Source organism: Shewanella sp. MF05913 (assembly GCF_059758095.1).
Genome location: NZ_JCAYNT010000006.1, coordinates 195,307 through 216,550 on the forward strand (window position 1 = coordinate 195,307; position 21,244 = coordinate 216,550).

Below are 21,244 nucleotides of genomic sequence, written 5' to 3' on the forward strand. Positions count from 1 at the left end.
CCTATAAGTACCACGTTAAGGCTAACTTAAAACATGAAGACAGAATTAACCACATTGCTGCCAGCATTAAGACGCTTTGCCTACTCGTTAACGGGCTCGATTCCCGATGCTGACGACTTAGTACAAAACACGCTACTGCGGATCCTAAAGTCGCCACCGCCAGAAGATGTACCACTGGTAAAATGGGCCTTTAAAATATGCCGCAATCAATGGATTGATGACTATCGATCCCAAAAAGTACGCACATTGGCCACTACCAAGCCAGAATTACAAGCTGAAAACTACAGCGACGGCGAAGCCGATATCATTAACGACATTACCCTGGGTGAAGTTAATCAGGCCATGAACAGCTTATCGGATGAACAACGTGAAGTGCTATCGTTAATTGCGGTACAAGGCATGAGTTACAGCGAAGCGGCAGATATTTTAGCCATTCCAACCGGTACCATTATGAGCCGACTCGCCAGAGCAAGGGCCAATATGGTGAGCTTTTTTAAACAACCCAACGGGAGCATGGCATGAACCTAAGCGATGAAACCTTATCAGCTTTTTTAGATGCCGAATTACCTGAGCATGAAATGGAACAGGTTAGAATGGCACTTGTCGATAATGAAGATATTGCAGAGCGACTTGCCGAACTGGCAATGGTTGATGCTATGGTGCAAGAGCATTATCAGGCCATTGACCAACAGCCTATTCCGGCTGCGACTCAAGCATTACTCGCCGCTGCAGAGCCTAATGCTACCCATCCTGTGATAGACAACTCTGTGGCAGACAATCAAGTGACAGACAACGTACTCGAGTTTCCTTGGTGGCGTAAAGCGCAACAACACGTTCAACAATATGCCGCAGCCGTTGCCGTAATAGCGCTTATTGCAGGGTATGGCGTCTATCAAATCGACTCGCCAAGCCAAACTGACCTTGCCGCTCAAAATAACTCATTATTACCTGACGACATTAGCGAGCCACTTAACCACCTGCCAAGTGGTATTGAAACCATGCTCGATGACGACAGCGTGATGACCATTCAGCTCAGTTTTTACAACCTACAAGGTCAATTGTGCCGCCAATATGCTGTGAAAGATCATGCCCAGCAAAGCAGTACCATAGCCTGTGAGCAACAGGGGCAATGGCAACAAATCGCCAGTGTAGAATATAAAGTCAATCCTGATCATCAGGCCCAATATCAAACCGCAAGCGGTGGTTCGGCACTTGATGAAGTGCTAGATAAACTTATTGCCGATGCGCCACTCACGCTGATTCAAGAGCAACAAGCACTGCAACAACTGGCCAAGTGAGAGTAACAATGCTGAATACCATCAAGTTAACCGTTGGGTTATTAATTACGCTAGCCGCGACCTCGTTACTCAATGGTTGTGCCAATAACACAACCACGCAGCAATACAACCAAGCAGATGGGTATCAGTATCTTGAGCGAAAAATTACTGACAATTATTATATGCTGAGTATTCTCAGTCAAAATAAAGCCAACTTAAATACTTATGCCTTCATTCAGGCGTCGAAGTTAACTGAACAACGGGGTTTTGATTGGTATATTGTTGTTGAACAGAATGATGCCGACAATAAAAAACCACCTTACAGACAAAGTATCGAAATACGTATGGGCAAAGGCATTAAGCCGTAAATTGAATACGTAGCGCATAGAGTAACAGACGTTAATCAATACACCCGTTACTCTCCATCAATAAAGGATTTAACCCATGCAACGCTTAATCAAGCTTACCTCTTCTCGATTTCAATCAATCTGTAAGCGCTCAAGCTTGGCCAGTATAATGGCAGGCTTAATAGCTGGGGCGATGGTAACGCCATCAATATCTGCCGCTCAACTGGCACCTTTACCACAGGCGGTGAGTAATAACGCAGTCGCCATGGTGCATGCTAATAAACAAACGTATTTACTGAGCTTTATGGGTCTAGGAAAAGATAAAGATTATCAAGATGTACATAATCTCGCCTGGGCATTAGCCATCGATAATACCAATCCTCAATGGCAATCGATAAAAGCGGTACCGCATGTGGCGCCGCTTTCTGGTCGCTTAGCGGCTATTGCAGTGGGCATAAAAGAGCATGCATATGTATTTGGCGGTTATACTGTTGCAGAAAATCATGATGAAATAAGCACTGAAGACAACTATCAATACTCGATCAGTACCAACAGCTATCAACGTATTGCTGACATGCCTGTGGCTGTAGATGACACCACTGCTGCCACATACCAGCAACGCTATATTTATCTGTTTGGCGGCTGGCACAACGACGGTAACGTCAATTTAGTCCAAGTGTATGACACCCAAACCAACACGTGGGCACAAGCCAGTCCAATCCCTGCACCTGCGGTGTTTGGCCAAGCGGTAGGCATAGTCGGTAATCAGTTAGTGCTGTGTGATGGGGTCAAAGTGCAGCCTAATATCAATGCACGTCGTAGCTACCAGGCATCACCAGTGTGTTTATTTGGGGAGATCAGCTCTGCAAATTACTTACGCATTGATTGGCAATTATTGCCGCACTACTCATCAGTTGCGAAGCAAACCGAAACCCAATCACATGCGCCAACAGCACATTACCGAATGGCAGCAACTGGTATTATGACGCCAAAAGGCGGTCAAATAGTCTTTTTAGGGGGCAGTGATAACCCGTACAATTATTCAGGTATTGGTTATAACGGTCAGCCGAGTGAACCAAGTGGTCAACAATATCGTTTTGACCTCGTCAGTAAGCAATGGCTAACGCCACAAGCCTTATCGCAACCGAGTATGGATCATCGCGGGTTACTCTGTTGGCAAAATACTTTGCTGCGGGTTGGCGGTATGCTTGCAAAGCAAAATGTGAGTAACCACGTATTAACTACTACACTCAATGCCAATGAAACCTGCGCTGTCGATTAATAACGTGCTTATGTGAGTTAGCTAGCAACTTTGACTTTAACATTTGAGCATTTCTAAAGATGCACATAATATACATGTAATTTATGTGCACCTTTGGAAAAACGATGTTAACTGAACACGCGTCACCCGCATTACAGCAGTTATCGCTAATCGATTTAATTGATTATATTGAAGCGACTCACCATCAGTACATCCGCGACACGGCGCCACTATTAGCCGAATATACTGAAAAAATGGTTAGAGCACATGGGAATGATCACAGCGAAATCAAGCCATTGGCACAAGCTGTTAACGCACTTATTGCCGAATTAATGCCACACTTAATGAAAGAAGAACGCATTTTATTTCCAGCCATAAAATCACTCAGCTTAGGCGAACCTGCTCATGGCTGTTTTGGTCACATTAGCAATCCCATTAATATGATGCTGCATGAGCACGATAATGCCGACCAGATATTACATACCATCAGAAGTCTAACGAATAATTACACGCCACCTGCCGGTGCATGTAATACGTGGCAAACCTGTTATCGCACATTGGCAGAGTTTGATGCCGATTTACAAAATCATATTGATGTTGAGAATACGCTGCTTTTCCCAAAAGCACTGGCTATATAATCTTGTGCCATTAATCAAAGTAGACAATGAGGTCACTGTTGTGGCCTAGTGTGGCTTAACAAATCTGCTCATCGTATTTTTTATCCGCTTTATACCGAGCCCCAACGGTATATTTTAAGAAGTAACTCCGTGCTCTCCCTTGCGGATTTACTTCCTTTTTTTAACGAAACTTCTTAAAGTAATATTATTAACACGTAGTATCGCAACAAGGGAGTCATTATGTCGCCTCACCATTACCCAACATTTGCCTTAGACGATATTGCCAACTTACAAGAGTCTGCGCAGGTAGAATTTAAATTAGCCGGCGGCCGTGATGGCAACGGTAAACTGCCCGAAGGCATGTGGGAAAGCTACAGTGCTTTTGCTAACACGTTGGGCGGGGAGATCATTTTAGGCGTGAAAGAACAACAAGGGCAATTTACTATCGAAGGGATAGTGAATCCTATGCCAATGTTGAGTGAAATTTGGACCATTCTAAATGACCCTAAAAAAATCAGTCACAACATTTTAGCGCCAACCGATGTGCAAATAATTGAAATCTTGGCAAAAAAACTCATCCGAATTCACGTGCCGAGTGTTGATGTAAAACTCAGACCCATTTATGTTGGCACCGATCCCTACTGCGGCACGTATTTCCGCGTAGGCGATGCCGATATGCATGCCAGCCGTGAGCAAGTTGAACAAATGAGTCTCAAAGCAGAAATAACCTTAAGCCAGCGCCCGCCAAACAACAAAACCAGCCTCGACAAGTGACTCACTTGCCCCGCCGATTAACGCTCTAACAAGCGTAAATTAAGGTTGTTTAATCAGCAAACTAAAGTCATTCAAGCAGTAAATTAGAGTAACTGAAGCAGTAAATCTAATTGATTAATTTCAACATGCGGTAACACCGTTTGCGCTTTTTTGTGTCGTTGTTGCATACATGGGTTAAGCCAAACACTCTGACACCCCGCCATTTTAGCCCCTGCAACATCCGACGATGGATGATCGCCTATATGCAGCAATTGTGCTGGTGTAATCGCAAGCTGCTTGCAAGCTAACGTAAACATATCACTGTGCGGTTTCATTTTAATGCCGTTGCCTGGGTGCAGTACAAATTGCATCACATCATGTAAGCCAATGCGCTTGGCATCTACATTGCCATTGGTGATCCCAATTAACGGATAGTGTTGCCCGAGTGTTTGCAACACGGCCAACACCTCAGGCGCGATAGTAAAGTCACTGCGATGATGATGAAAACAATCCATGCCCACTTGTGCACCCTGACTGGCGTCTATTTCAGAGTAACCAAAATGCAATAAACCCTGATGCAACATGGCATAACGCGCGGCACTGGTGTCGTGCGCAAGTTCGGGTTTCAAGGTAAATAAATGGTGCTTAAGCTGTTGCCACTGGCTGCTGTTCCACGCCGTTGTCGCCGGATAGCGGCGATTGATCAGTTCAAATAATTGTTCACTCGCATGGACAACATAAGGAAGATTATTATAAAGGGTGTCATCTAAATCGAAACTAATGGCTTTAAAAGGGTGTAGGCGTTGATACTGGGTAATAGAAGCGGCTGGTTGTTGATATGTCATTATTTTCCCCTATCTTTTTTCGCTCTTGGATGCGCGCCGTCATACACTTTAGCAAGGTGTTGAAAGTCTAAACTGGTATAAATTTGTGTGGTCGACAAGTTTGCGTGACCCAACAACTCTTGTACTGCGCGTAAATCTTGACTTGATTCAAGCATATGGGTTGCAAACGAATGACGCAACTTATGCGGATGAACTTTTACTGACATAGCCTGCTCTTGGCCCCATTTAGCCATACGCGCTTGAATGCTTCGATGCGATAAACGTTTCCCTTGGCTGCTCACAAACAAAGCATCACCAGCCTCTGCAAGAGGTAATTGATCACGGCATCCAAGCCACGTTTGTATCGCTAATAGCGCAACTTGGCCAATGGGCACAACGCGCTGCTTGCTGCCTTTACCCGTCACTTTAACTTCACTTTGATCAAACTTAATGTCTGCACAATCTAGGCTCGCGAGCTCCGCTAAACGTAAACCGCTTGAGTAAAACAACTCCATCATGGCTTTGTCGCGCAGGCTCAAAGGGTCGGTGCCATCAATTGACAACAAATGACTCACCGCATCGACATCCATATTTTTGGGCAAGGGTTTGTTTTGCTTAGGAGCGCTAAGCGTATGGGCAGGATTAACCTTTACCGCACCTTCGTGGAGTAAAAAGTCGAAAAACTGTTTAAGCGCAGACAAACACAAAGACAAAGAGCGCGGACTTAACCCTTTACGATGTAAGCCTGCGATAACAGATTGCAGCTGCTCTCGAGTTACGCTAATCAAGGCGGCATCTTCGCCCAATTGAGTGGTGACACGGCGTAATTCAAATAAATAATTACGCACTGTGTATGCCGATAACTGCCGCTCAGAAGTCAAATATTGGCTAAATACCGCCTGCCAGTCGGTTTGCTTCATGGCGCGAGTCCTCAATTATAATTGCGGTAATATATGGTCTAACAGATGGCGTAGCTGGCTAAATAACAATGAGTCCATGTCTGGATGGAAATGAGTCGGGTCTTTGCTGGCAATGGCAAAAATCACCTGGCCGTTGTTATCAGACAACTTAGTTAAGGCCACAGAGCCAACTTCACGGCCAAATAAGCGCGATGATTCAGAATGAGTTAAGCGGCCAAAATAATAACCACTTTGCAAACGATGACGCCAAATATTGGCTAATTCGCTATCAATATCATGCACCGTAATCAACCTGACATGACTAAAACCAAACTCACCTTTTAAGCCTTCAGACAAAGCTTGTCGCAGCTCGCCTAAGTCTTTACTTGCCAGCAACTTAAAGGATAACTCATTATTAAAATTGAATATTTTTTCATTATGAGTGGCAATTTTCATCAACGACGTAATTTCTTCTTCTAGCTCGCTCACGCGTTGTCGCAGTAATTCTTGACGGCGCTCAACCAACGACACCGCGCCGCGCTCTGCATGCGGCACACGCATCGCGATAAGCAGTTCAGGATAGCGATTAAAAAAGTCAGGATTATCTAATAAATACTCGCGGATTAGCACTTCATCAAAAGGAAGTTCCTGTATGTTACTGAGCATTTCTGCACCTAAATCATGGCCGAGAGTATTAATGTCTTTCGCGTTGGCACTGCTCACGCTGTCGACATGGATGTCATCTTTAGTTACTGCTTCTGAGGTAATGTCACTCATAGTTGAATATGCCCATCGTATACGTGTTCAGCGGGGCCAGTCATCCATAATGGTTTGCCCTCGCCTTCCCAATTTATCACTAAACTGCCGCCCGGTAGGTCTACCCTAACTTGCTTATCGAGTTTATCTTGTAATTGCCCTATCGCTGCCGCTGCACAGGCACCGGTTCCGCAGGCTAACGTTTCTGCTGCACCACGCTCATACACGCGTAATTTAATATGGCTAGGCGTTACTATTTGCATAAAGCCCACATTGACGCCTTTTGGAAAACGTTCATGGCGGGTCAAGCTGCGACCAATTTCGTCAACATTGACCGCGTCGACATCTTCCACTTCAATGACACAATGAGGATTACCCATTGAAATTGCACCACATAAGTACGTTTGCATTGGCGTTTGCAACAAATAGGTTTTTTCACTTCTTTTGGCTTTAAAGGGTATTTGGCTTGGCTCAGTGACGGGCACGCCCATATTGACGGTGATATGGCCATCTCGCTCAATACGTAAGGTAATTTTGCCCGAACTGGTGCTCACGCGAATTTTATTTTTTTGGGTCAAGCCTTTGTTTCGCACAAACCGAGCAAAGCAGCGGGCACCGTTACCACACTGCTCAACTTCGCTGCCGTCGGCATTAAAAATACGATAATGAAAATCGAGATCCGGATCATAAGGCGGCTCAACCAATAACAATTGATCAAAACCAATCCCAAAATTACGATCGGCAAGACGTCGAATTTGCTCAGGCGAAAAAAACACGTTCTGTGTTACGCCATCAACGACCATAAAATCGTTACCTAGCCCATGCATTTTGGTGAAATGGATCACGAAAGTTTCCTTATAAAACGTTATACCGACAACAAGTGAATTTACGGAAGTAGGTGTTCGCCTTGCCAAAGTTGCTCTAAGGTTTCACGTTGACGTACCACCACATCTTTAGCGCCATCAACCATAATTTCGGCCACTCGTGGGCGTGAATTATAATTAGATGACATCGCAAAGCCATAAGCCCCACTTGAACGGACGGCTAATAAATCACCCGCTTTTACCGCTAACTGCCTGTCTTTACCTAAAAAATCACCGGTTTCACATACTGGCCCTACAATATCATAAGCAAACTTGTCTGCATCTGTTTGTTGTACAGGAATAATATTTTGCCAAGCACTGTAAAGTGATGGGCGAATAAGATCGTTCATGGCGCCATCAACAATTGCAAAACGTTTGTCGCTGTTTTCTTTCAAATACAGCACTTGAGTAACAAAAATACCTGCGTTAGCAGCAATGGCACGTCCAGGCTCAAAAATTAACTTCAACGAACGACCGTCTAAACGTTCAAGCAAAGCCGCAGCATAAGCGTCTGGATGTGGAGGCGTTTCGCTGTTATAAGTAACACCTAAGCCGCCACCAACGTCGAAGTGTTCAATTACAATACCTTGACTCGCTAAACGATCGATTAACGCCAGCATGCGGTCCATAGCATCTAAAAACGGCTTAATTTCGGTTAGCTGAGAACCAATATGGCAATCGACCCCTTTTACCTGCAAGTGCGCGAGTGACGCTGCACGGGCAAACACGGTTTCGGCTTCTTCCATCGCGATACCGAATTTGTTTTCTTTAAGACCTGTTGAAATGTAAGGATGCGTGCCAGCATCAACGTCTGGGTTAATCCGCAGCGACACTGGCGCGACTTTACCTAAACGCTCAGCGACGGCATTAAGCTGTTCAAGCTCCGCGCTAGACTCAACGTTAAAACAATAAATGCCCAATTGCAGCGCTTGCTCCATTTCGGCAACGGTTTTACCCACACCAGAAAACACCACTTTTTTAGGATCGCCGCCAGCTTGCAATACGCGAGACAGCTCACCACCAGACACAATATCAAAACCACTGCCTAAACGAGCCAGCACATTTAATACTGCTAAATTTGAATTAGCCTTTACTGCGTAGCAAATAAGATGAGGATGATCGGCTACTGCATTGTTAAATGCATGCCAATGGCGCTCTAACGTGGCGCGAGAATAAATATATAACGGGGTGCCATGTTTCTTTGCTAGCTGTGCTACATCGCATTCTTCGGCGAATAAAGCATCATTTTGATATGAAAAGTAATCCAAAATGCAGGTCCTTATAAAAGCTATTCTTGTTGTGAGATTGAGGGTTGTTGTTCAGTCGTTCCTGCTTTATCAAGCACATTGGTGCTTACGGATTGCGAAGCAACTTTGTTGGCCACAGGCTCCGGTGTTTTGTATAAAACCCCTTTTTGACCACATGCGGTTACGAATAGGCTAGCAAGCATAATAAATAAAAGCAGTCTCATTTTTCTCAACATCTGTGCATCTAGTGAATAATGGTCTTATAATCGCATTCATAACGCAGAAAGCAAAGGACAGAAATGCATGACTATGACAGATACTGAGTTTCATCGATTAGCAGATGAAATGTTTGGCGAGATTGACAACGCAGTCGAACGAGCAATTGACGACCAAGATGCCGATGTCGATATTGATGCGAGCGGTAACGTGTTACAACTGGCATTTGAAGATGGCTCACAGATAGTGATCAACAAACAAGAGCCGCTTCATGAGATTTGGATTGCGACAAAGTTTGGCGGTTTCCACTTCAATTACACTGATGGTAAATGGTTAGACACTCGTAACGGCCTAGAGTTTATGCCCTTTGTGATTGATGCCATCAAAAAGCAAAGTGGTATTGAGTTAGATATTAAGTCTTAAAAATCCAATAAATGGGCTTAGCACTTACACTGAGCCCATATATTTTTCATCAGCATCAGCAACGTTAATCACACCTAAAAAGCTGAGCCCATTTCGTCATCAGACAATCCAAACGGTAATACCTGCAACTCACCTTCTATGCGAGTCAGTTTAAAAAACTGTGGCATATTAAATACCGGTAAACGCTGTTTTTTCTCGTTAAACACATATAAGTGACTTTCTTTACCGACAAACTCTTTCATGCTTGTATGCGGATATTGCAGTTGTGTTAGTTGGTTATTCTCATCAACGATAAACACATCGAGTATGTCATTACGTTCACGCAAAAAATATTGCTTAGCACCTGTGGCAACAAACTGTTGAATAATCGAAGGTACGCTGGCGTATGGGTCATCGATGAGCTCAGGCCTTGCCAAGACCAAGTTTTCAACCAGATCTTTTTTTACTGCAGTATCAATTTTACGATACATCATGCCCAATGAATTAAAGTACATCCCATATCTGTGTTCACCAATGGTGATTTGGTGCATTAACGTGCTTGTTTGGCTCACCTTTTTCATCAAGCCATAGCAACGTAACAACAAGACTTTAAGCTGGTTAAATATTGGCTGCTTTAGTTTTGCAGAGCAACTTATTACAGACAAATCGACTTTATCATCTGAGCGTTTTAGGCCTAAAATCACAAACGAGATAGCTTCCAATAATGCAGTATCGCCATTAAAACGGTGGCATTGCCACTCTCCCCAGCTGTTTAAACACACCACAGCAACAGAAGACAGCATGTTGATTTTATCACGCCCAAATGACAAGACATTCAAGTCGATGTAATCGAACATCAATTCTTGTCCCTGCCATTTTACGGTTGGGTCATCATCAACATTCACCACAAATATAATTTTTTGATAAAACCATGGCTCACATAAATGCCGCTTAGACACCATAGGCACATTATTTAACATCGGGATTAATTTATGACTCAAATACGCCAATTTATTAGCACGGTGAGAACCTCTGCCGACTTGAGCCCATTGGGTATCTAGCGTGGCAAGCCCGTTCAAAACAGACCAAGCTACAAGGCTACAAACATTGTCAGCTTCATGGATCACTTGGTTAGCATTGGTACCAACAAAAGACGCTCGAGCATCAGTTAACGACTCTAAACTTTGGGTTTGAGCTTGACGATATAAGTAAAAACGCGAAGCGGCATCACAATAACGTACCACCAACACCTTCTCTGCAGTCGATAAGCTCCATAACCGATTAAGTGGCTGTAAAATATGGTCATCATCACTAAACGATGAGTGCAACTTACGCGCAAGTAAACCCAGTTCTTCAACCCGCATACGGTCGCTTAAGGCCTGCTTAGAGGCAAACTGCAACAGGTTTTTATAACTCGTTAATAATAATTCGCTTAATTGCTGGTTAAACCATTTTAATTGCCCTGAATGCCAATAAGGGCTGCTATCTAACGTGGCAATAAGGCCTGGACTCCAGCCCCACTGGCTGACTAAATGACGCATTTTATTAATGCGCCAATCACGCTCTTCTGAGATGGGTTGCTGTGACAGCATGACCCCAGATTTAAGGTAAAAACACCGCCTAACAATCTCTAAACGATTGTCGTCCTCTTGAGTCAGTAAATAACGTTCAATGCGATAATAGAGCAATAAGTAAGCATCGTTATCGCAGCTAAAGTTTTGCTGCTCGCACAGCTGCCAAAGTTGCTGAGTAATAAGCGTGGTGTTGGGATATTCCGACGCGTAGGTTTCTAATAACAAAACCTTTAATAATGCTTTGTGTGGTTTATTTAAGCCTTTATATAACTGCCATAATGATGCACCAAAATATTCTGCTGCAGGGAGAGAGTTAATATCACCTAAATAAAGTAAATGCGGATATTGCTCGGTTATTTGTTGGGTGGCACTTGGCCACCACGCAACGGTTTTACCTGCTAAACAAATATGTGAGCGATAAAACTCTTCTAGCAATAACCAATGCTGGCTGGTGCCACTGTGTTCCAAACCTAATGATTGGCTACTTTCAAATGCACTAGAGTCACGAAATTGCATCGGATGAACAAGGTAAAAGTTGACCTCAAAATCAAAACCAGCAAACCAGTCTGTCAGCAATTTATTTTTATCATTAAGCAGAGCGAGTTGAGCATGTGTAAGATGACTTTTATGCACCAGCCACACATCAATATCACTCTTGGGGTTTTGGCCAAAACTAGCCGTACTGCCCATGGCGTAAACACCTTCAAAAGCCGTTGAGTGCGCCTCAATAACAGCAGGAACGTCCAATGACATTGCATGACAAGCTTCAATAGTGTGATTTGGTAATGAGAAAAAATCGATACCGCAAGGTGTTTTAGGGTTAAGTATGCCAGGCAAATCAGGATGATTAACTTGCAACATCAATGGAATGAGATGAAATAATGCTTGTTGCATTTGAGGCAGCACACTGAGCACTCGAGCCACTCGAATACGATTTAATTGCTGTGCTAATTCCTGTTGATGACATGCTGTGACGATAGTCAAAGCTTACTTCCTTATAACTGTACGTTAAATGTATACATTGCGAGTTAACAATTTTAATTTTGATAATTCGAATTTATCACTAACTACAGTAGATTGAACATCACAATTTTACCAAAACTGTGATCGTTGTAACGTTAAGTGTCAATTTGTCTCGCACTAAATGCATGTAAACAAGGTAAATAAGCGCTACAGACTTCAAACAATTAGCATCGATTTGTTACATCAAAGCGTGGGCAATGATAGCATTAGCTTAACTAAGGCTATCTGACTTGGATCTACTACTATGTCTGAAAATGTAATTCGTATTGCAACACGTAAAAGTCCACTGGCTATGTGGCAAGCAGAATTTGTGCAAGCTGAGCTAGAACGTATTCACCCTGGTTTGCGGGTTGAGCTGCTACCTATGAGCACAAAAGGCGATGTTATTTTAGATACGCCATTGGCTAAAGTGGGTGGCAAAGGCTTGTTTGTTAAAGAACTTGAAGTCGCTATGCTAGAAAACCGTGCCGATATTGCGGTGCATTCGATGAAAGACGTGCCGGTAGACTTCCCAGATGGTTTGGGTTTACAAGTGATTTGTGAACGTGAAGACCCTCGCGATGCATTTGTTTCAAATAGCTACAAAACAATCAGCGAATTGCCACAAGGTGCTGTAGTCGGAACATCAAGTTTACGCCGTCAATGCCAAATTCGTGCTGCACGCCCAGATTTAGTCATTAAAGACTTGCGTGGCAATGTAGGTACGCGCTTAGCCAAACTCGACAGTGGCGATTATGATGCCATTATTCTTGCTGCTGCTGGGCTTATTCGTTTAAAACTTAATGACCGTATTGCGAGCTTTATTTCTGCTGAAGAATCATTACCAGCAAATGGCCAAGGTGCAGTCGGTATTGAATGTCGTACTGATGACGCACGTGTTAAGGCGCTATTAGCCCCACTTGAACACTTAGAAACTCGCTACCGAGTGCTTGCCGAGCGCGCGATGAACACCCGCTTAGAAGGCGGATGCCAGGTACCTATTGGCGCTTTTGCTGAAATTGAAGGTGACAAGTTAACCCTACGCGGATTAGTGGGTAACCCTGATGGCAGCCAAATTATTACTGGCACAGTGTCGGGTCTTAAAACTGATGCGGTCAGTTTGGGCCAAGCTTTGGCAGATGACTTATTAAGTCGCGGCGCTAAAACCATTTTAGATGCTGTTTATGCCAGCTAATTTTTGCTCATCAAGATAACAGACGATGAAAGTCTTGCTAACGCGCCCGCTCGGGCGCAATCAAGCAATGGAGGAGCAACTCTCGCTTAGCGGTGTTGCTTACTTTGTTACTCCCCTTTTAGCGGTTGCCGAAACCACTGAGCAACTCGACTCCTCAAGCTTAAAACATACCGACAACTTACTGTTTATTAGTACCAATGCAGTCGATTTTGCCGCACAAAAACTACAACAACAATTTCCACAACACTGCCATTACTTTGCTGTAGGCCAAGCGACCGCAGACAGCCTTGCGCAGTTTAACATTCATGCCTATACCTCACCCGATACAAGCCAAAACAGCGAAGGGTTATTGTCTTTACCGCAACTGCAAAATGTCGAAAATCAAACCTTCGTTATTGTACGTGGCGTCGGTGGCCGAGAGGAATTGGCCGAGCAACTAACCGCACGCGGTGCCCAAGTTGACTACTGGCAAGTGTATCAACGCATCACACCCGCGCTTAATGGACATGACATTTGCCAGCAATGGAAATCATTTGGTATTGATACCATTGTGGTCACTAGCGGTGAAATATTATCCAACTTAGTCGACCTTGTACCAAAAGAATCATTTGCATGGCTACGCGCATGTCATATCATAGTCCCTAGTAATCGTGTCGAAATGCAAGCAAAAGCAATGGGATTAAGCCATATTACCAATGCAAATGGAGCAAATACTCAAGCAACACTTACGAGCTTGGGCTTAAATTTGTTATGATATTGTTATGTAGCATCGACATGCATTAATTAATATTGCTTTTATTGGTTGTATTTTTGCTTTCAAGGACTGTTCATGGAAAACAATAAAAAAGATCCAAATTCGCCAGCAAACCAGGACGAGAAAGTCATTTCTCCAACACCAAGCCCTGTTGAAAAGCCGGCTGTGGCCAAAAAAGACAATACCCCCAATCCATCGTCAACTAACAAAAAAACTAAAAACGCTCAGAATAACGATACCCAAATGAACAATCAACGCCGTAAAACCAAAGCCAGCTCTTGGTGGATAAGGCTTGGCGTATTATTGAGTTTAATTACTGGCATTGCAGCTATCGCGGCTTGTTATTGGATTTATCTGCAACTCGATAAACAAGACAGTGGCCAAGTTCAGTTAGGGCAAACGATTACTGAACAAGCTAAACAAAATCAATCATTAAAGTATGAAGTACAGCAAGTTGAGATGACAAGCAACAAACGCTTCTCGACATTAGAGCAACAACAACTTAATGACACTAAAGCTTATGCAAAGCTTGCTGAACTTCAGCAATCAAATAAATTATTACAAGAGCGAGTAGCAGTTATCGCCCAGCGAAGCCCTAATCATTGGATGGCCTCTGAAGCTGAATACCTAGTGCGCATGGCCGGCAGAAAATTGTGGTTAGAAAACGATCCGCAAACCGCTATGGCCCTATTACAGTCTGCAGATGAACGTATTAGTGCCATGAAAGACCCAGCGTTAACGGTCTTACGTAAAGCCCTTGCCGATGACATTAACAAAGTAAAATCATTAAAAACCACCGACATTACCAATACTATTTTCGAATTAGACACTGTGATTAATGGCTTAACGTTACTGCCGTTAAACCGAGTTAATGAGAATTTCCAAGAAAACTCAGAGACTCCGCCAATGACAGATTCAATAGACGATTGGCAACAAAACCTTGCGCGCACTTGGCATGATTTAACGGACGGCTTTGTCACTATCCGTAAACGAACCACAGATTTAGAGCCACTTTTATCCCCTGAACAACAGTGGTATTTAGTGGAAAACATCCGTAATAAATTACTTCAAGCACAACTGTCTTTATACCGATTTGACCACGTTAATTATCAGCAATCTATTGCATTAGCTGACAAATGGTTACAGCAATATTTTGATTTAACAGATGCAAAAACCAAGGAAACAGTTGCAGCATTAGAGAAGCTTGCAAGAGTAAAGGTTGAGAAAATCACTCTTAATAAATTCCAGGCATCACCGTTACTTCAACAGCTAGTTACCTACGGTGAAATCATGCCAGTGGAGGAACTTGCACAATGATTAAAACCTTAGTGTATGTGTTGCTTATCTTAATTGGATTATGTGTAAGCCCACTCATTATTGGCCAAAGCGGTTATGTCTATATTGCGATTGGCGAATATCAAATTGAAACCAGTTTAGTTGCCGCTGTTGTGGGGTTAATTTTCTTTTATTTTGCACTGCAATTAGTGGAATGGTTATTAGTATTACTGCTTAATATTATTTTAAGCAGTCGTTACCTACCCGCTAAATGGCGACAAAAAACGGCTAAAAAACAGACCCTTATTGGCGCTTTAGCTATCGCAGAAGAAGATTGGCCAGCAGCAGAAACAGCAATGGCTAAAGGTGCCCAGCAAGGTGAAATACCGTTATTAAACTTGTTTGCTGCCGCTCGAGCGGCGCACTATCAAGGTAAAACCACAGCGCGCGACCACTACTTAACTCAAGCAGAGAAAAATCCTATTGCCAAAACGGCGGTAGAGACCTCTCGTGCACGCTATTTTATTAAGCAAGGTGAGCTAGTTAAAGCCAGAACTATAGTTGATAGGCTCAGCCCAACCAGCAAAAGTAACGCCCCAGTTTTAAGGCTAGCAGTGGATTTGTATCAACAACAACAAGACTGGCAAGCACTTAAACTACTGCTCCCTATTGTGGCGAAACGTAAAATACTGAACGATAGCGAGCAACTAGGATTAGCGACACAAACCAATGCAATTTTATTAACCAATGCAGCCCAAGATTCTGAGGCTGAATTGGAAAAATGCTGGCACTGGTTAAGTAAAGCTGAGCGTAAACAGGATGAATTGATAGTGGCTTATGCTCATGGTTTAAATCTATTTAAACACCAAGATAAAGCCTTAAAACTACTGAGCAAACAACTTAAAGCTCAGCCCACCTCACTCTTATTTAACGCCTTGCCAGATTTAGTCAGCGCAGATGATAGCGAAATACGTAAGTTGCTCGAGCGTCTTGAAAGCACTCATGAGAATGATGCCGACTATCAAACGTGCTTAGCAAAACTGGCCATGCAACAGCGTGATGCTAAACAAGCCAAAATCCATTGGCAAAACGTATGCAGAATTGCACCGTCACATCAAGCCTGGTTAGCACTAGCAAAAATCCAAGAGCAATTAGGCGAAAACACTCCTGCAGCACAAAGCTACCGTAAAGCAGCAATCTCTATGTAATGCTTTAGTATGAATTTACTTCGAGATAGTTATCAAACCCGCTACCTTGCGGGTTTTTTATTCAGAAAATTTCATGTGTGCCGATAAGACGTTTACCGTGTAAAAGCATTAACCCCTGATAAACTCTACAATATTAATCATTACAAATATCTATTTAATAAACTAATAATCAACTAGTTACGCAATCATACCGTGACGTCAAAAAATTGACCACATACCTAATTCATGGTAGAATTGTTAGATTACGGTTAAATTATTTTTAATTTAAAATTCATAATACTTTGACCAAGATCACGCATACTTACGTATTAATTACCTGAATATCAAAGCTGTTGGGAGCTTCAAATGGAATCGATTAAAACATCACAAAACGGGATACTTTCTGCCTCTGAAGGCAAAGTAGTCATGACCATCAATAACCAAACAACTGAGCTTCAGTTAGGCCAAATAGTGCCAACCGGAGCGACAGTGACTAGTGACGAAAGCATAAACTTCGTCATTACTTTTGATGATGGCACTATTTTCAATAGTGAAGATATGCCTACAGATGAAACGATTACCAATGCTCTTAACGCAGAGGATCAGGTTTTAGATCAAACAGCTTTAGATGAAATTGAAGCGCTACAAGATCTTATCGCTTCAGGCGAAGATCCAACAACAGAACTACCTGAAACCGCTGCTGGCGCCCCAACTGCCAACCAGGGTGATTTTGGCTATGTTGCAGTATCACGTGATGGAAGCGAAACACTTGCTGACAATGGTTATGATACAACTGGACAAGCGGCTGCCCCAACAGCTGTAATTCAGGAAGAAGGTTTAGGCGAAAACGATTCCCCATCAATTTTAGTCAACGATTCAATCACGGTTGGCGAAGACCAAATAGCTTCAGGTAATGTATTAAGTAATGACACTGATGCTGATTCAGCATTGAGCGTAGTGAGCTTCGAAGTTAACGGCGAAATCTATCCAGCAGGCACTGAAGTTACCCTCGAAAATGGTGTACTCGTGTTAAATGCTGATGGTTCTTATACCTTCACGCCAAATGAAAACTGGAACGGCACTGTTCCTGTGATCACTTACACCACCAACACAGGTATTACCGCGACATTAACCATTGAAGTCACGCCGCTTGATGATGCGTCAGTGTTAGTAAATGACAGCAATACCATTGTTGAAGATACCGTTGCCACCGGTAACGTGTTAGATAACGACAGCGATGTCGATTCAGATTTAAGCGTAGTGAGCTTCGAAGTTAACGGCCAAAGCTATGATGCTGGCACCGAAGTTACCCTAGAAAATGGCGTGCTCGTGTTAAACGCTGACGGTTCATACACCTTCACACCAAATGAAAACTGGAACGGCAGCGTACCAGTGATCACTTACACCACCAATACTGGTATCACTGCTACGTTAACCATTGAAGTCACGCCGCTTGATGATGCGTCAGTATTAGTTAATGACAGCAATACCATTGTTGAAGATACCGTTGCCACCGGTAACGTGTTAGATAACGACAGCGATGTCGATTCAGATTTAAGTGTTGTGAGCTTCGAAGTTAACGGCCAAAGCTATGATGCTGGTACTGAAGTTACCTTAGAAAATGGCGTGATCGTGTTAAACGCTGACGGTTCATACACCTTTACACCAAATGAAAACTGGAACGGCAGCGTACCGGTGATCACTTACACCACAAATACCGGTATTACCGCGACATTAACCATTGAAGTCACGCCGCTTGATGATGCGTCAGTATTAGTTAATGACAGCAATACCATTGTTGAAGATACCGTTGCCACCGGTAACGTGTTAGATAACGACAGCGATGTCGATTCAGATTTAAGTGTTGTGAGCTTCGAAGTTAACGGCCAAAGCTATGATGCTGGTACTGAAGTTACCTTAGAAAATGGCGTGATCGTGTTAAACGCTGACGGTTCATACACCTTTACACCAAATGAAAACTGGAACGGCAGCGTACCGGTGATCACTTACACCACAAATACCGGTATTACCGCGACATTAACCATTGAAGTCACGCCGCTTGATGATGCGTCAGTATTAGTTAATGACAGCAATACCATTGTTGAAGATACCGTTGCCACCGGTAACGTGTTAGATAATGACAGCGATGTCGATTCAGATTTAAGCGTTGTGAGCTTCGAAGTTAACGGCCAAAGCTATGATGCTGGCACCGAAGTCACCTTAGAAAATGGCGTGATCGTGTTAAACGCTGACGGTTCATACACCTTCACACCAAATGAAAACTGGAACGGCAGCGTACCGGTGATCACTTACACCACCAACACTGGTATTACCGCGACATTAACCATTGAAGTCACGCCGCTTGATGATGCGTCAGTATTAGTTAATGACAGCAATACCATTGTTGAAGATACCGTTGCCACCGGTAACGTGTTAGATAATGACAGCGATGTCGATTCAGATTTAAGTGTTGTGAGCTTCGAAGTTAACGGCCAAAGCTATGATGCTGGCACCGAAGTTACCCTAGAAAATGGTGTGCTCGTGTTAAACGCTGACGGTTCTTATACCTTCACACCAAATGAAAACTGGAACGGCAGCGTACCAGTGATCACTTACACCACCAATACTGGTATTACTGCTACGTTAACCATTGAAGTCACGCCAGTTGCTGACGGCGCTCCTACCGTTATTATTAATACAGATACTAATGATGATGGTTTTATTAGTAATGAAGAACTCAATGGCGCGACAGAAATAAACGTTACTATCGGCTTGGACAACACCGGTGCTCAAGCCGGTGATACCCTTATTGTCAATGGCATTGAAATTGTATTAACACAAGAAGATATTGATACAGGGAGTGTAAATCTCGATTTACCTGCTCCTGGTGAAGGTGAAGAAATTGAAGTTGTTGCTGTAATCGTTGATTCTACTGGTAATACATCACCTGAAGGAAGCGACTCTGCAATTTTAGATACCACGCCACCAGTTATTACCGTTGATGCACCAGCTCTCACAACTGACACAACACCAACTATTACTGGTACGACTGACGCACCTGTTGGCAGTACTGTTACGTTAATTATTACGGATAGTGAAGGTAACGAACAAACGATAACAACAACGGTTCAGCCAGATGGAACCTATGAGGTTGACGTAAGAGATCCGCTAGCTGAAGGCGACTATACAGTCGTTGCTGAAGTTACAGATCCTGCTGGTAATTCTGCCACTGATACTGATGATGGAATTGTTGACATAACGTCACCAGCACCGCTTGTAGAGTTCAGCGGCATGGGCAGCGACGGGATTTATAACGCCAGCGAAATTGGTGCTGACGGCACCGTGACCGCAACTGTCACGTTAGCGACTGGCACCCAGATCGGCGACACTCTCGTCGTGACCGATGGCAGTGGAAACGTATTAGCGACGGTCACCGTGACGCAAGCGATGCTAACCAATGGTTACGCTGTTGAAGTGCCTGTGACTGCTGGCGCAACAGAAGTAAACGTCACGGCTCAAGTCACTGACGCTGCCGGTAACCCGTCTGCAACCGCAACCGACACACAACCTGTTGATAATGTTGCCGCACCTGCACCTAGCGTTGAGTTCAGCGGCATGGGCAGCGACGGGATTTATAACGCCAGCGAAATTGGTAGCGATGGCACCGTCACCGCAACCGTGACCTTAGCGACCGGCACGCAAGTGGGCGACACCTTGATTGTCACCGACGGCAACGGCACTGAATTGTTTAACGGCCCTGTTACTCAGGACATGCTGGATAATGGCTTTGATGTTGAAGTCCCTGTGACCGCAGGCGCAACCGATGTTGATGTCACCGCACAGGTGATTGATATCGCCGGTAACCCATCTGCAACCGCAACCGACACACAACCTGTTGATGCCACCATGGCTCCTGCACCGCTTGTAGAATTTAGCGGCATGGGCACTGACGGTATCTTTAACAGCGATGAGATCGGCAGCGACGGCACCGTCACCGCAACCGTCACCTTAGCGACCGGTACGCAAGTGGGCGACACCTTGATTGTCACCGACGGCAATGGCACTGAATTGTTTAATGGCCCTGTCACTCAAGACATGCTGGATAATGGCTTTGATGTTGAAGTCCCTGTGACTGCAGGCGCAACCGATGTTGATGTCACCGCACAGGTGATTGATATCGCCGGTAACCCATCTGCAACCGCAACCGACACACAACCTGTTGATGCCACCATGGCTCCTGCACCGCTTGTAGAATTTAGCGGCATGGGCACTGACGGTATCTTTAACAGCGATGAGATCGGCAGCGACGGCACCGTCACCGCAACCGTCACCTTAGCGACCGGTACCCAAGTGGGCGACACCTTGATTGTCACCGACGGCAATGGCACTGAATTGTTTAATGGCCCTGTCACTCAAGACATGCTGGATAATGGCTTTGATGTTGAAGTCCCTGTGACCGCAGGCGCAACCGATGTTGATGTCACCGCACAGGTGATTGATATCGCCGGTAACCCATCTGCAACCGCAACCGACACACAACCTGTTGATGCCACCATGGCGCCTGCACCGACTGTAGAATTTAGCGGCATGGGCACTGACGGTATCTTTAACAGCGATGAAATTGGTACTGACGGCACCGTCACCGCAACCGTGACCTTAGCGACGGGTACCCAAGTGGGCGACACCTTGATTGTCACCGACGGCAACGGCACTGAATTGTTTAACGGCCCTGTTACCCAGGACATGCTGGATAATGGCTTTGATGTTGAAGTCCCTGTCACGGCAGGCGCAACCG

19 protein-coding genes are annotated in these 21,244 nt (G+C 44.2%); 12 read left to right on the top strand and 7 right to left on the bottom strand.

The genetic code is table 11. The features are described from left to right. Positions 1-33 precede the first annotated feature (33 nt). The 6 genes from AC19MV_RS10325 (at position 34) to AC19MV_RS10350 (ending at position 4,276) form a co-directional block, all read left to right on the top strand. The gene (locus tag AC19MV_RS10325) at positions 34-522 is read left to right on the top strand and encodes an RNA polymerase sigma factor (RefSeq protein WP_498307424.1); all 489 of its coding nucleotides are present in this window, start codon (positions 34-36) and stop codon (positions 520-522) included. Further along, a complete protein-coding gene (locus AC19MV_RS10330; protein WP_498307426.1) occupies positions 519-1,298 on the top strand; it encodes an anti-sigma factor family protein in 780 nt (259 codons plus the stop codon). Before AC19MV_RS10325 ends, AC19MV_RS10330 begins: the two co-directional genes overlap by 4 nt. Positions 1,299-1,306: 8 nt before the next feature. Next, positions 1,307-1,645 (top strand): CC0125/CC1285 family lipoprotein, encoded by a 339-nt coding sequence (locus tag AC19MV_RS10335; RefSeq protein WP_498307428.1) that lies wholly within the window; start codon positions 1,307-1,309, stop codon positions 1,643-1,645. Positions 1,646-1,817: 172 nt separating this feature from the next. Then, positions 1,818-2,906, top strand: a complete 1,089-nt coding sequence (locus AC19MV_RS10340; RefSeq protein WP_498307448.1) for a Kelch repeat-containing protein — start codon at positions 1,818-1,820, stop codon at positions 2,904-2,906. A gap of 104 nt (positions 2,907-3,010) precedes the next feature. Next, the gene (locus AC19MV_RS10345) at positions 3,011-3,523 is read left to right on the top strand and encodes a hemerythrin domain-containing protein (RefSeq protein WP_498307430.1); all 513 of its coding nucleotides are present in this window, start codon (positions 3,011-3,013) and stop codon (positions 3,521-3,523) included. Between the two features lie 219 nt (positions 3,524-3,742). Next, positions 3,743-4,276 (top strand): AlbA family DNA-binding domain-containing protein, encoded by a 534-nt coding sequence (locus AC19MV_RS10350; protein WP_498307431.1) that lies wholly within the window; start codon positions 3,743-3,745, stop codon positions 4,274-4,276. Positions 4,277-4,359: 83 nt separating this feature from the next. Here AC19MV_RS10350 and AC19MV_RS10355 read toward each other — a convergent pair whose 3' ends face one another. From AC19MV_RS10355 to lptM, 6 genes are all read right to left on the bottom strand, one after another. After that, the gene (locus AC19MV_RS10355; protein WP_498307432.1) at positions 4,360-5,100 is read right to left on the bottom strand and encodes an HAD-IA family hydrolase; all 741 of its coding nucleotides are present in this window, start codon (positions 5,098-5,100) and stop codon (positions 4,360-4,362) included. Further along, the gene (gene xerC / locus AC19MV_RS10360) at positions 5,100-5,999 is read right to left on the bottom strand and encodes a tyrosine recombinase XerC (protein WP_498307434.1); all 900 of its coding nucleotides are present in this window, start codon (positions 5,997-5,999) and stop codon (positions 5,100-5,102) included. The genes AC19MV_RS10355 and xerC overlap by 1 nt, the downstream gene beginning before the upstream one ends. A 15-nt stretch (positions 6,000-6,014) precedes the next feature. Then, positions 6,015-6,644, bottom strand: a complete 630-nt coding sequence (locus AC19MV_RS10365; protein ID WP_498307449.1) for a DUF484 family protein — start codon at positions 6,642-6,644, stop codon at positions 6,015-6,017. Between the two features lie 107 nt (positions 6,645-6,751). Next, positions 6,752-7,579, bottom strand: a complete 828-nt coding sequence (dapF, locus tag AC19MV_RS10370; protein WP_432404518.1) for a diaminopimelate epimerase — start codon at positions 7,577-7,579, stop codon at positions 6,752-6,754. Between the two features lie 41 nt (positions 7,580-7,620). Then, positions 7,621-8,865 (bottom strand): diaminopimelate decarboxylase, encoded by a 1,245-nt coding sequence (gene lysA / locus AC19MV_RS10375; RefSeq protein WP_498297815.1) that lies wholly within the window; start codon positions 8,863-8,865, stop codon positions 7,621-7,623. Between the two features lie 20 nt (positions 8,866-8,885). Continuing rightward, on the bottom strand, positions 8,886-9,068 hold the full coding sequence (gene lptM, locus AC19MV_RS10380) for an LPS translocon maturation chaperone LptM (RefSeq protein WP_498307436.1): 183 nt from the start codon (positions 9,066-9,068) through the stop codon (positions 8,886-8,888). A gap of 79 nt (positions 9,069-9,147) precedes the next feature. Here lptM and cyaY point away from each other — a divergent pair, with 79 nt between their 5' ends. Continuing rightward, positions 9,148-9,483, top strand: a complete 336-nt coding sequence (gene cyaY / locus AC19MV_RS10385) for an iron donor protein CyaY (protein WP_432404508.1) — start codon at positions 9,148-9,150, stop codon at positions 9,481-9,483. 74 nt (positions 9,484-9,557) lie between these two features. On the opposite strand, the gene AC19MV_RS10390 is transcribed toward cyaY, so the two are convergent. Then, positions 9,558-12,020, bottom strand: coding sequence for a class I adenylate cyclase (locus AC19MV_RS10390; protein WP_498307438.1), 2,463 nt, complete (start codon positions 12,018-12,020; stop codon positions 9,558-9,560). 283 nt (positions 12,021-12,303) lie between these two features. Here AC19MV_RS10390 and hemC point away from each other — a divergent pair, with 283 nt between their 5' ends. The 5 genes from hemC to AC19MV_RS10415 all read left to right on the top strand — a co-directional run. Then, positions 12,304-13,233 (top strand): hydroxymethylbilane synthase, encoded by a 930-nt coding sequence (hemC, locus tag AC19MV_RS10395; protein WP_432404502.1) that lies wholly within the window; start codon positions 12,304-12,306, stop codon positions 13,231-13,233. Positions 13,234-13,258: 25 nt separating this feature from the next. Continuing rightward, the gene (locus tag AC19MV_RS10400; protein WP_498307440.1) at positions 13,259-13,987 is read left to right on the top strand and encodes a uroporphyrinogen-III synthase; all 729 of its coding nucleotides are present in this window, start codon (positions 13,259-13,261) and stop codon (positions 13,985-13,987) included. 75 nt (positions 13,988-14,062) lie between these two features. Further along, positions 14,063-15,304: a uroporphyrinogen-III C-methyltransferase gene (locus AC19MV_RS10405; RefSeq protein ID WP_498307442.1), complete on the top strand. Its 1,242-nt coding sequence runs from the start codon at positions 14,063-14,065 to the stop codon at positions 15,302-15,304. Further along, a complete protein-coding gene (locus AC19MV_RS10410) occupies positions 15,301-16,470 on the top strand; it encodes a heme biosynthesis HemY N-terminal domain-containing protein (RefSeq protein WP_498307444.1) in 1,170 nt (389 codons plus the stop codon). The genes AC19MV_RS10405 and AC19MV_RS10410 overlap by 4 nt, the downstream gene beginning before the upstream one ends. A 345-nt stretch (positions 16,471-16,815) precedes the next feature. Beyond that, positions 16,816-21,244, top strand: a 4,429-nt coding sequence (locus tag AC19MV_RS10415) for a beta strand repeat-containing protein (RefSeq protein ID WP_498307445.1), incomplete at its 3' end; no start/stop codon positions are given.